This is a genomic window from Paenibacillus algicola, from assembly GCF_005577435.1.
In the GTDB taxonomy this organism is placed as follows: Bacteria; Bacillota; Bacilli; order Paenibacillales; family Paenibacillaceae; genus Paenibacillus_AQ; species Paenibacillus_AQ algicola.
Genome location: NZ_CP040396.1, coordinates 1791322 through 1803283, shown reverse-complemented (window position 1 = coordinate 1803283; position 11962 = coordinate 1791322). Strand labels below are relative to the sequence as shown.

The 11962-nt window shown below is 51.6% G+C and carries 9 protein-coding genes and 1 other annotated feature; of the genes, 2 read left to right on the top strand and 7 right to left on the bottom strand.

Annotated features, from left to right (window positions below):
- Positions 1-27 precede the first annotated feature (27 nt).
- The 6 genes from E6C60_RS08070 to E6C60_RS08045 all read right to left on the bottom strand — a co-directional run bounded on the left by E6C60_RS08070 (position 28) and on the right by E6C60_RS08045 (position 5711).
- The gene (locus tag E6C60_RS08070) at positions 28-414 is read right to left on the bottom strand and encodes an Asp23/Gls24 family envelope stress response protein (protein WP_138225392.1); all 387 of its coding nucleotides are present in this window, start codon (positions 412-414) and stop codon (positions 28-30) included.
- Between the two features lie 171 nt (positions 415-585).
- Positions 586-873 carry an Fpa/YlaN family protein gene (locus tag E6C60_RS08065; RefSeq protein ID WP_138225391.1) on the bottom strand — a complete coding sequence of 96 codons (288 nt, stop codon included), beginning with the start codon at positions 871-873 and terminating at the stop codon, positions 586-588.
- A 156-nt stretch (positions 874-1029) separates the two neighbouring features.
- Complete coding sequence (locus E6C60_RS08060; RefSeq protein ID WP_138225390.1) at positions 1030-1278, bottom strand: HPr family phosphocarrier protein; 249 nt, start codon at positions 1276-1278, stop codon at positions 1030-1032.
- A gap of 92 nt (positions 1279-1370) precedes the next feature.
- Positions 1371-2486 carry an aminopeptidase gene (locus E6C60_RS08055; protein WP_138225389.1) on the bottom strand — a complete coding sequence of 372 codons (1116 nt, stop codon included), beginning with the start codon at positions 2484-2486 and terminating at the stop codon, positions 1371-1373.
- Between the two features lie 126 nt (positions 2487-2612).
- The gene (locus E6C60_RS08050; protein ID WP_138225388.1) at positions 2613-3455 is read right to left on the bottom strand and encodes a hypothetical protein; all 843 of its coding nucleotides are present in this window, start codon (positions 3453-3455) and stop codon (positions 2613-2615) included.
- Positions 3456-3716: 261 nt separating this feature from the next.
- Entirely contained in the window at positions 3717-5711 is a 1995-nt protein-coding gene (locus tag E6C60_RS08045; RefSeq protein WP_138225387.1) for a sensor domain-containing diguanylate cyclase, read from the bottom strand.
- Positions 5712-6225: 514 nt separating this feature from the next.
- Between E6C60_RS08045 and rpsD the strand changes: the two genes are divergently transcribed.
- Positions 6226-6825 (top strand): 30S ribosomal protein S4, encoded by a 600-nt coding sequence (rpsD, locus tag E6C60_RS08040; protein ID WP_138225386.1) that lies wholly within the window; start codon positions 6226-6228, stop codon positions 6823-6825.
- Positions 6826-6965: 140 nt separating this feature from the next.
- On the opposite strand, the gene tyrS is transcribed toward rpsD, so the two are convergent.
- Positions 6966-8219: a tyrosine--tRNA ligase gene (tyrS, locus tag E6C60_RS08035; RefSeq protein WP_138227686.1), complete on the bottom strand. Its 1254-nt coding sequence runs from the start codon at positions 8217-8219 to the stop codon at positions 6966-6968.
- A gap of 55 nt (positions 8220-8274) precedes the next feature.
- Positions 8275-8531 (bottom strand) — a binding site (T-box leader).
- 144 nt (positions 8532-8675) lie between these two features.
- On the opposite strand from tyrS, the gene E6C60_RS08030 reads away from it, so the two are divergent.
- Complete coding sequence (locus E6C60_RS08030) at positions 8676-11792, top strand: transglycosylase domain-containing protein (protein ID WP_138225385.1); 3117 nt, start codon at positions 8676-8678, stop codon at positions 11790-11792.
- Positions 11793-11962: the final 170 nt, after the last annotated feature.

The following is an 11962-nucleotide window of genomic DNA, read 5'->3' as shown; positions in this document are numbered from 1 at the left end:
TCGTTGCGGTATTTCTGCAGTAGTGATTTACTTGGTACGACCTGAATAATCCTCGATCTCATCGTCCTTGAAGGCAACGCCTTCCACCTTGACGTTCACTTCCACCACACGCAGACCCGTCATACTCTCAACTGCTTCCCGAACATTTTGCTGAAGCATCCGGCACACTTCATGGATCGGTGTCTCGTAGAGGACAATAATGCGCAGATCAATGGCCGCCTCAAGCTGGCCAACTTCTACCGTTACCCCCTTCTGCACGTTCTTGCCGCTCAGCCGTTTGGCCCAGCCCTCGGATAGGCCGCCCGACATGGCAGCAATCCCCGGTGTTTCCAAAGCCGCCATCCCGGCGATTTTAGAGACAACGTCATCTGATATCCGAATCAATCCATTATCCAGTTGAAGCTGTTCAGCCATGCCAAAATCCCCCTTCACCTCATTATTCGTTATTGTAAATCCTAACAGGCCTAAAAAGCAAATCTAACCTGGAAAATATATGATCAACGCCCAGTCATCAAGCGCAAAAAAACGCATGCCGGTCTCCTTCCCGAGCATGCGCTTCTATGTATCGCCTGTCACGAGGACAGGCTATTCAGCTTGATTCAAGGCTTCATAGAGAAGAGCCAGATTGCGCTCGAGCTTGCTGATCAGCTGCTTGCCTGTTACTTCCGGCAATAGGCCTGCTCTGACCGCAAAATCAACCTCTTTCGAGAATCCGTACATCTGGGTATCCAGCACTTCCTCATAGAGAGGGCAATAACGGGTTGCCAGATTCTCCATCTGCACTTCAATGAGCTTTTGAATTTTATCCGCATCTTCATGAAGAAGACTGATCGCTTTAAGATTCAGCTGTTCCTGTAAATCCGATGAAGTCATGATTTGTCCCCCCTATGTCAAAATCACAGCTCGGTACTATCCCTAATATTAGACGAAAAGTCTTGACAATACAAGGACCAGTTCCTTCAGAACAGGCACACTTCACAAAAAAAACATCCCTCCTGGAATCCAGGAAGGATGTCTTTTCGCCGGAGCTTAGTCAGCCACTACGGTAACATTCAGCCCATGCTTGGTAAACACATCAATCATTGCTTGCTTCGCTTCTTCGGCATCCGAGCCATGAACATGAAGCTCGTAGCTCTTGTGACTGACCAATGTCGTAAATAACCCCAAAATGCTCTTGACGTCAATGTACTTATTCTCGGTCTGCAGAACAATGGATGAAGAAAATTGACCTGCGGTTTGAGCAATTTCGACAACGCTTGCATTGTTGTTATTGGACATAGGAATCCCTCCATATCTATAGGGTGGAATCAATGGATTTATTGCTTCTTCATGATACATTGAATCCGTTTTCTTTTGCAACCCATTTTATGCTATTTTAGATTTTCGGGATTCAGGCTCTCCAGCTCCGGAATTACAAACAAGCCGTCTTTCCGGATCAAGACATCGTCGAAGTAAATTTCTCCGCCGCCATACTCCGGACGCTGGATCAGCACCAGATCCCAGTGGATGGACGAGCGGTTGCCGTTATCGGTCACCTCGTAGGCTTGACCTGGCGTGAAGTGCAGGCTGCCGGCAATTTTTTCATCAAACAAAATATCCTTCATCGGATGCAAAATATACGGGTTAAAGCCGATCGCGAATTCCCCGATGTAGCGTGCGCCTTCATCGCTGTCCAGAATCTCGTTCAAGCGCGCCGTATCGCTGCCGGTAGCCTCTACAATCTTCCCTTGCTCAAAACGGAAGGTGATATTCTCAAAGGTGACTCCGTTATACAGCGTTGGCGTATTGTATGCAATCGTTCCATTCACGGAATCACGAACCGGCGATGTGTACACCTCGCCGTCCGGAATGTTCTTCTGGCCGGAGCATTTCTCTGCACCGATATTTTTGATCGAGAAGGAAATATCTGTTCCCGGTCCGGTAATACGCACCTTGTCCGTCCGGCGCATAAGCTCAGCGAGCGGGTCCTGGGCACGGTCCATTTTGGAATAGTCCAGGTTGCACACATCAAAGTAAAAGTCCTCAAACGCTTCCGTACTTGTATTGGCAAGCTGAGCCATGCTCGCGTTCGGATAGCGCAGCACCACCCACTTCGTCCGCTTGACACGCTCTTCGCTATGTACGGGGTGGGAGTAAATGGAGTTATAGAGCTTCATATTCTGCTCAGGCACATCCGCAAGGTCGTTGACATTCTCGCCGGCACGGATCCCGATATAGCAGTCCATCTGCTTCATCCGGGCAAGGTCAAGCTCGGACCAGATCGACAGCTGCTCCTTGGTGGCATGCTTCAGCATAGCCCGCTGTACCGTTTTGTCTGTCAGCTGTACGAAAGGACGTCCTCCTTTGCGGCCTACCTCTTCGACAATCGCATTGAGCAGATCCCGCTCCGAGCCAATCATCTCAATCAGTACATTTTCCCCGGGCTGCATATCGACCGAATAGCCCACCAGATTTTCTGCTAGTTTCTGAATTCTTGGATCACGCATGCTTGATTCCTCCTAAGGTGTAAGTAGCTACGCATCGTCTTGTTCAAATTATATTGAACAATGTTCAATCATTTTGTTATTGTATCACGTTCCTTCTGCTCCGTCAGCCGCTTGCCTGAAATATATTTAGCGGACTGCTGTAAAAGAGAAGCTCACCTCAGACCTCAGCATTTCATCATGTTTCCGTCCTGCTTGATCCTGATAGGTCACTCGCCGCTCTGACAGGAGCTTGACGGGCAGTCCCGTCGAATTTCGCACCGTCACATAGTAAACCGAATTTACTGTGCTTTGGTCCAGCAGCGCCTCCAGCATCCGGCGCTCCTTCTCCCAGATGCCCAGCAGCTTCTTCCGGCCAGCCTCGTCCCCGGTATACAGCTCACCGGCCGGCTCTTCCAGCTCATTCTTCAACTGCTCCATCTGCTGCTGCAAGAGCTCTCGGCAGCGGGTATATGCTGCTTGGGGGTCCAACTCTACCCGCAGCACCCGCGTCCCTCGCGCCGCTCCCAGCTCCTCAGACACATGCTTGTCGGCGCTGCCGATCCAGCTCAGCTCCTGCAGCGGGTTGTAGCCACTCAGCCATGTGCTGTCAGCATATCCTTCCTGCAGCGCCTTCCACGTGCCGCTCTTGTACTCCAGCTTGGCCTGAAACCCGTCTGCGGGATCGCCTGACTGCGCAAAACGCCGAGGACGTTTCTTGTCGCGTCCCTTGTTTACTGTCATACTGAGCAGCGTATGGCTCCTCAGCTCTCCCGTATAATGAAGCTCAGCGCTGTACACGCCGGTATCCAGGCTCTGAACGGCGCTCCGGCCTTCAAAGTGAAGCTGCTCCAATCCCGCCAAGCCCGCCAGCGTCGTTTGCAGCAGCCCCTCCGGGTCAGAGCCTTGAGGGGTACAGCCATGCAGACTCAGGCTGCTGCCTAGAAACAGAAGCAGGCTAATCAAGAGGCCGATACGGTGAATCTTCATCATGAATCAGTCCTTTTTCAAGATGATGTATGATTCATAGGCTGTGTTGCCTCTTCCTTCTTTATGCAATTCATCGTGCAGCCGCTCCTTGCCCTAACCTGCCAGAGCAGGCGGCATGAAGTCAACAAAGAGAAATAACCAGCCAAGTGTAACCTCCTTGGCTGGTTATTTCTCTTTGTACACGTTCTTTTCATGTGATCGAGGCTATGCTTCAAATAGAATGATCTACTTGGGGACAGCCCCTCCCGATTAAGATTAGATTCATTAATCTCCGGACGATTCGGTCTCTTCGATCATAATCTGGTTCCGGCCGCTGTTCTTGGCTTGATAGAGCGCCATGTCAGCCCGGTAAAAGAGGGATTCTACGCTGATCCGCTCCTGTGTCCAGTTCCACTCCGAAATCCCGCAGGATACCGTTACCAAAGGATCCGTTTCCTGCTCCACGCGCTGGCGGATACGTTCCCCCACTTGAAACGCCTGGTCAATGCCCAGACCTGGGAGGTACACCGCCAGCTCTTCGCCGCCCCATCTGGCAGCTATATCGCTTTGGCGAATCGAGGATTTAATGACATTGCTGACCTGCTTGAGAATCTTATCGCCCTTCTGATGGCCGAAGGTGTCATTCACCCGCTTGAAATGGTCAATATCCACCAGAATCAGGGACCCGCAGAAATCGCGGCTTTGGCATTTCTGGATGGCTTCATCCAGATAATGGCGAGCATACAGCTCAGTCAGCATATCCCGGTTCGCCATCCTCCGTACCTCGGCATGCAGCGAGGCGTTTCCTACAGCCAGACCGATATGGCTGGAGAGCGTTTGGAGCAGCCGGTAGTTATCGTAAGAGAAATAGTGCTTCTTCCGGTGCGACATCAGGATAACCCCGCGGATCCCCCCGTTGACCATCAACGGGGTTGCGATCATGGAGCTGGACCCGGTCGTCTCCATCAGCTTCGACTCCGCCGGACGCTCCGCCGCATAATCCGCCAGAATGAACGGCTCCTTACTCTGGTAGACATGCCCGCCGATGCCGTATTCCTTCGGGAACACTTCCTTGGCCAGCCATGGGGCATTACAGGAGGCCACCTCCAGTGCGCCCAGTTCCTCATTCATCACGAGAATGCAGCAATAGTGCGCACCCAGAATCTTTCGCAGCTCCTGATTGGCAAACTGGTAAATATCGGCCAGGTGCAGGCTTTTGCTAAGCCGCTGGGTCAGCTCGTTAATCATCCGCAGCTCGTGTATCATAACGTTGGACTGCTCATACAGCTTGGCGTTCTCAAAAGCCGTGCCCGCGGCATCCGCCATCATTTCCAGCAGCTCTACATCCAGCTCCTCCATAAGCGGCCCCGTCGCCTTCAAATGAAGCACACCGTAAACCCCCTGCTTCCCGCCGACCGGAACACCGATCTCTACGCGGGCTTCTTCTCCTGAGCCCCGGTGCAGCGTTGTGACGGTGCCTTCCATAAAGGTCCTTACATAAATCTCTTCCTGCCAGTGATGCAGCAGCAGCGGCTTCACTAATGGATGGTTGCTCTCGTGGTCCTGAGACATAAACAGCTCCAGACCTACCTCCGGATAAAGACCGAGAATGCTCTCCATTACCTCTGTCAGCACCTTGTCCACATCGATGCGTGAATGCATCCTCTTGATATATTGAAACAAAATGGAGCGTTGGCGGGCCTCCTTAGCGGCCTGAACGTATACCTTCTCCAAATCGTTGACAAAGATGGATTGAAATCCCCGGTAAAAACAGGAACGCAAAAGGAGTCCAGCCGCCTCCGTGAGCACCAGAACGCGCTCATCCAGCTTGTCCTCCAGCGACACTCTCACCAGAGCTCCGAACAGCTCGCCCCGTGTCCTGGACTGAAGCGGAACAGCACATACCGTTCTGCCGCCCATCACGGCGTCACTAACCGCCGCCGCCGGCTGCCCGGTACGCAGCACTCTCTGCAGAGTCTCGTCATCGCCGGCCAGGAAATAGTCCTGCAAGGCAGAATCCCCCGCAAGCCAGACGCCCTCGGAATTCAGCACTGCCCATTCTCCACCGACTTGCGACAGCAGGCTGGAGGCTTCGCTCTTCCATTCCAGAAAGCTCTCCTCCATAATCGGTTGAAGATACGGCTGGTCATAGATCGTAATATCCAGATCGTGATGCCTGGTTCCGGCACTTCTGCTGATCAGCCCGCAGGATGCTGCCCCGTCTGGCAGAGCAGTCGTCCCGCAGGAGGCTGAAGATGCCTTCCGTTGTTCTTCTGACATATCGGGCGCTCCTTTGCACCATTATAAGGTCTGCCTAAAGACCCACATGTGCTTCATGAAATAAAACGTGCAATCACCCCTGCATGCCTATCCATTCATTTCCAGTTCGTAGCGATAAGCAAGCAATACAGGCGCCTTCTTATGTAATTTGATTATTTGAACAAAGTTCTCGTATAACAATATTATATTACTCTTTTTTACCTAGTATTGCATTACATTTTAGTTATTTCATACATGTTTTTTAGGTCTGTAGTCCTATCGACAAAATTAGACAAAGTTCCGGGTTACGTTATTCTTGACTTTACACCCCTATTTCATATAATATTTATTGTTGAAAAAGAATGCAATGCATTCATTTGAATTTGGGCGGATGATTGTGTCACCCTCACGAATTTGTTGCTGACGGGACAGCGGCTGAACTTTCCTGTCAGATCTGTCAATATAGACAGCGATGAACAAATACGGCGCAAATAGAGCCCTAAATGAAACCTAATTACAAAGGAGTCTATATTACATGGCACGTTACACCGGTCCTAAATTTAAATTGAGCCGTCGCGTGGGTATTTCCCTCAGCGGTACTGGCAAAGAATTGAAGCGTCCTTTCCCTCCGGGTCAGCATGGTCCTAACCAACGGAGAAAGATGAGCAACTACGGTATGCAGCTTCAAGAAAAGCAAAAGCTTCGTCACATGTACGGCTTGGGCGAGAAGCAATTCCGCACACTGTTTGACAAAGCACAGCACATGAAAGGTATTGCCGGTGAGAACTTCATGTTCCTGCTCGAGAGCCGTCTGGACAACCTCGTATACCGTTTGGGTCTGAGCAATTCCCGTGCAGGTGCTCGTCAGCTGGTTGCTCATGGTCATGTTACTGTAAACGGCAAGAAAGTGGACATCGCTTCCTACTCCGTTTCCACTGGCGACGTGATCGGCCTTCGTGAGAAAAGCCGCGGCTTGTCCGCAATCAAGGATGCAATGGCTAACCGTGTGCATCTGCCAGCTTACCTGGAGTTTGATGAGAACGCAATGGAAGGCAAGTACATCCGTCTGCCAGAGCGCTCCGAGCTGTCCCAGGACATCGATGAGAAGCAAATCGTCGAATTCTACAACCGCTAATATAAGAATCCCCAGGTGGAAACACCGGGGGATTTTTTTTATAACATATGCCTCGCTCTGTATGCAGAAAGGCCGGCAGGTTGAAGGTGATGTTCAGCTTCGTCTGCCGGCCTGCTGCTCTGTCTTTCTGTCTTTCTGTATTAAGAAAGCTTTAACTTCGCAAATTTGCGCTTACCCACTTGAAGAATATCTCCATCTGCCGGCTTGATGCTTCCGTTAAAGTCACTTTGCTTCTCTTCGTTCCATTTAACTGCGCCTTGCTGAATGCTGCGCTTGGCTTCTCCATTCGATGCTGCAAACCCTACTAAGGTCAGCAGCCGGATTAGCCGAATTTCTCCGTCCACGAGCTCCTCGGACGGAATCGCAAACTCCTCGATGTCCTCCGGCAGGGCGCGCTGCTGGAACACGGTCACGAAATGCTGCTGCGCAGCATCCGCCGCGTCCTGACCATGGTACATCCGTACAAAGGTATGACCAAGCTGCATCTTCCCATCTCTCGGATGCACAGTTCCCTTCTCCAATCCTTCAGTCAATGCGGTCAGCTCTTCATTGCTGATATCTGTCGCCAGACTATAGTATTTCAGCATCAGCTCATCCGGAATCGACATGGATTTGCCATACATTTCATTAGGCTCTTCATCAATACCGATGTAGTTGCCCAGGCTCTTGCTCATCTTCTGAACGCCGTCCAGCCCTTCAATCAGCGGAAGCGTCACAATCGCCTGCTGCTCCACGCCATACTCCTTCTGCAATGTTCTGCCCATCAACAGATTGAATTTCTGGTCCGTGCCGCCAAGCTCCACATCACTTTTCAGCTCTACCGAATCCATGCCCTGCATGAGCGGGTAGAAAAATTCATGAATGCTGATCGGCTGTCCACTATGATATCTTTTCTCAAAATCATCCCGCTCCAGCATGCGCGCAACCGTGACCTTGGAGGATAGCTCAACGACATCCCCGAACGACATGCGTCCCAGCCAGTGAGAGTTAAAGTATACCTTGGTAAGCTCCGGCAGCAGCACCTTGTAGATTTGCTTCTGATACGTCTCAGCATTCCGGATCACATCCTCCTCCGTCAGCTGCTTCCGGGTTTCCGATTTACCGGTAGGGTCACCGATCCGGCCGGTAAAATCACCGATGATCAGCTGCACCTCATGCCCCAGCTCCTGGAACTGGCGCAGCTTCTGCAGAACGACCGTATGTCCAAGATGCAGATCCGGCGCCGATGGATCCATACCCAGCTTGATCCGCAGCGGCTCGTTGCTGACGACGGATCTCATCACCTTTTGTCTCATGTCCTCCTCAGGGACAATTTCAACGGCTCCCCTTGCGATGACATCCAGCTGACGCTCTACCTCCTGCTGCTGAACCTCTGTTAGCTCTTCCCATTTCATAGCCACTTCGTGCACATCCTTCCTGTATTTAGACGCAAAAAAGCTCCTTCTCATCCCAAGGGACGAGAAGGAGCACTCGCGTTACCACCCTAATTAAAACCCGCGCCGCATGAGGCAGGGGCTTTCACTTCATTAACATAACGGAATACAATACCCGGTACCGGACTACTGGTGACACTCTGAAGTGGATCACGTTCCTCCGGACAGCTCTGGACAGTAATTCAAAGGGGACGATTCTTCCGGTTCGCACCAACCACCGGATCTCTGGGAGATCTCATTCGCCCTTCTACTGGGGTCCTTCGAAGCTTTTATTGATATGAACTTAGCCATATTTATAGCATAAGCCGTCAATGCAAGTCAAACTTTTCATGACCAAATCGACAGGTTCCAGCCTGCATGATTCAAATCCTGCAATTTATGCTATAATAGGTGCGTTAAAAGGAGGAGTAAACATTCATGGTTGAGGAGAAAAAACAGAAGCCTGAGAAAGATCGTCCTCCCAAACGATCCATTGGACGCAGAATCGGGAGCGTGATCGGCTGGCTTTTTGTCGTAGGTCTCATGGGCATGCTGTTTGCGGGAGGGGCTGTGTTCGGCTACGTAACCTCCATTGTCAAGGATGATCCTGTCAGATCCCGGGACCTGATTGAGCAGCAAATGGGACTCAACGCCATCACCGGCTTCGCCTATTTTGGAGACGGCTCACCCATTGGCCAGCTTCGGACTGAAGAAGACCGGCGGCCGGTGGAGTTTGAAGAAATACCGCAAATTGTGATTGATGCCGTAGTAGCTATAGAAGACAACCGCTTCTTCACCCATGAAGGTGTGGACCTGAAAGGTACGACCCGCGCGGTAAAGCAGCGCCTGCTGAATGAGCCGGTGCAGACCGGAGGCAGCACGCTCACGCAGCAGCTGGCCAGACAGGTATTCTTGAGCAGGGACCGCACCGCCAACCGGAAGGTTAAGGAAATTTTGCTTGCCTTGCGCCTGGAGCGGTATATGACCAAGAACGAAATTATTACGGCTTATTTGAACAAGGTTCCGTACGGCAACGGCTCGAACGGCTATAATGTGTTCGGAATCAAGGCAGCAGCAAAAGGGATTTTTAACATGAATGATCTCAGCAAGCTGAATATCGCTCAGGCTGCCTATTTGGCCGGTCTGCCCCAGCTCCCGTCCGCCTATTCCGCTTTCGATGGAACCGGGCAGTTTAATGAGGACGCCTTTAACCGCGCCCTGAAGCGTCAGGGGCTGGTGCTGGAGCGTATGCTGGAGGAGGGCGTCATTACAGCGCAGCAATACGAGGAAGCACAGCAGTTTGATATTAAAGCCTCGCTTGCTCCCCGGCTGCAGAAGGCTTATGTCACCTATCCTTATCTGATGATGGAGGTTGAGCGCAAGGCATCCGATGTCATCATGAGCATGAACTACCCCGATGTTGATCTCAGCCAGGTCAGCTCAGATCAGCTGAATCAGATGATGGACGAAGCCCGGGAGCAGCTCAGCACGGGCGGCTACCGTGTCTATACGACCATTGACCGCACCCTGTACGGAGCCCTGCGGAAGATCGCGGATAACGATGACAACTTCTATCCGGACGATGAGGAGAAGGGTCAGGAGTTGACTGCGGCTATGGTTATCGACAATGATACGGGCGCCATCCTCAGCATGATTGAAGGCCGTGATTTTCAAACGGAGCAGACGAATCTGGCCACACAAATGCGGCGGCAGCCCGGCTCCGCCATGAAGCCGATTGCGGCGTATTTGCCGGCTCTGGAATCCGGTCAAGTTCAGCCCGCTAGCATAGTGGATGACTCTCCGATTATCCTGAAGGATGGCAGCAAGGGCTTTCATATTCCGATGAACGTATATGATAAATATAAAGGACTGATGACTGCACGCGAAGCCCTCAATGACTCCACCAATACTGTGGCGCTGAAGCTTTTTAATGAAGCCATTGGAATTGATAAGGCATGGGACTTTGCGAAAAAGCTCGGTATTACGACACTGACTGACAAAGATAACGCCGCGGCTACCGGAGTACTCGGCGGGCTGCAGTATGGTGTAACGGTAGAAGAACTGACGAATGCCTACAGCTCGATCGGCAATCAGGGAAAATTCAACGATGCCTACATGATCAGCAAGATCCTGGATTCCCGCGGCAATATTGTATATCAGCACGAAGTGAAGCCCGTGAAGGTATATTCAGAGCAGACCGCCTATCTTATGACAGATATGATGCGAACGGTCATTACTGAAGGGTCTGGCAGTACGGTTCTTAAAAATTACAAGCATTTCAACAGTATTCCCATTGCCGGCAAAACGGGCTCTAGCCAAAACTATGCCGACAGCTGGTTCGTTGGCTTCTCGCCCGACATTACAGTCGGCGTATGGGTTGGCTATGATCTGCAGGTGAATACATTGGACCAACCGCAGCGGACTCATGCTCAAAATATCTGGTCCCAAATTATGAATGAGAGCATCAATCTTAAACCGAAGCTGTTTGAGAACAAGGAATTCAAGCAGCCGGAGGGCATTGTTACCCAGACCGTGTCTTTCTACAGCGGCAAGCTTCCTTCGGCTCTGACCGACCGCTATGTCACGGATCTGTTCAATGCCAAGTTTGTGCCGAAAGAGCAGGATGATGCTGTGGAGCAAGCTAAATTCATCACCTACCGGGGCGCCAATTATATCGCCAGAGAAGGAACACCTGACGATTTCCTTAGCACCCGTACCGTCATCCGGCGCGAGAAGCCGATCAGCGAGCTGGTTCAGGAGCTGGAGAACGCCTTGGAGGTCATGACTGGCGATCATCCGCCATTATCCTATTACATTCCGGAGGATGCAAGCAAGGATATGCCGACCAAGGTGGATCCTCGGGTAGATGACGGCAGCGCGCCAACTCCGGCGAAGAATGCTCGATATTCTACAAGCAACGGCCAGGCTGTGATTAGCTTTACACCAAGCGGATCACCGGACGTAGTCGGGTATCGGCTGTACCGTTCTTCTAACGGAGGTGCTTTTCTACAGACCGGTCAGGTTGTGTCTAGTGACGGACCGAATTATATCGTGTCCTCGTCCGGATCGAACGTTCAGTACTATGTTGTTGCAGTGGATGTAGCAGGCAGAACGTCGGTTCCAAGTGATGCCGTCGGTCCATCATACACACCACCGGCTCCGGAACCGGTCACTCCGGATCCGCCGCAGCAGCCTCAGAATCCAGACTATGATAACAGCGCTCCGGAGGATGGCGTGACCGAGGAGCCTGAGGGTCCTCAGGAGCCTCAGGGCCCTTCCTCGATACCTTCTGAGCCAAGAAAACTGTCCGTTCAAGCGACGTCTAACGGCTTCAGAGCCACCTGGGCGGCGAACCCGGCTGATGAACAGGTGCAGCGTTATCAGGTATATTTCAGCCCGAATAGCAATGGCGTCTTCCAGATGATTGGCTCAAGCCAAGGCACGGAATTTACACTGCGTGTCGATGAACCGATCAACGGTACCTTCCGGGTGACCGCCATCAATGAACAGGGAGAATCCTCAGCTTCTGCGACAGTTAAGTTCGAGAAGCCTTAATGAGGAAACTCCCTTGAGTGAGTGAAATTATGAAGCCATAACATAAAGACATGGTAGAGTCTGGGAGGTTAGCCCAGCACCGCCATGTCTTTATTTTGGTCTATTTGCGCTTTCTTCAGCACCGGGATCACCCTCCCGAGCACTGCCATGCCTGTTATAGTATTACTACT

Coding starts and splice junctions, on each gene's coding strand:
- E6C60_RS08070 (WP_138225392.1), bottom strand. CDS start 414: ATGGCTGAACAGCTTCAACTGGATAATGGATTGATTCGGATATCAGAT.
- E6C60_RS08065 (WP_138225391.1), bottom strand. CDS start 873: ATGACTTCATCGGATTTACAGGAACAGCTGAATCTTAAAGCGATCAGT.
- E6C60_RS08060 (WP_138225390.1), bottom strand. CDS start 1,278: ATGTCCAATAACAACAATGCAAGCGTTGTCGAAATTGCTCAAACCGCA.
- E6C60_RS08055 (WP_138225389.1), bottom strand. CDS start 2,486: ATGCGTGATCCAAGAATTCAGAAACTAGCAGAAAATCTGGTGGGCTAT.
- E6C60_RS08050 (WP_138225388.1), bottom strand. CDS start 3,455: ATGATGAAGATTCACCGTATCGGCCTCTTGATTAGCCTGCTTCTGTTT.
- E6C60_RS08045 (WP_138225387.1), bottom strand. CDS start 5,711: ATGTCAGAAGAACAACGGAAGGCATCTTCAGCCTCCTGCGGGACGACT.
- rpsD (WP_138225386.1), top strand. CDS start 6,226: ATGGCACGTTACACCGGTCCTAAATTTAAATTGAGCCGTCGCGTGGGT.
- tyrS (WP_138227686.1), bottom strand. CDS start 8,219: ATGAAATGGGAAGAGCTAACAGAGGTTCAGCAGCAGGAGGTAGAGCGT.
- E6C60_RS08030 (WP_138225385.1), top strand. CDS start 8,676: ATGGTTGAGGAGAAAAAACAGAAGCCTGAGAAAGATCGTCCTCCCAAA.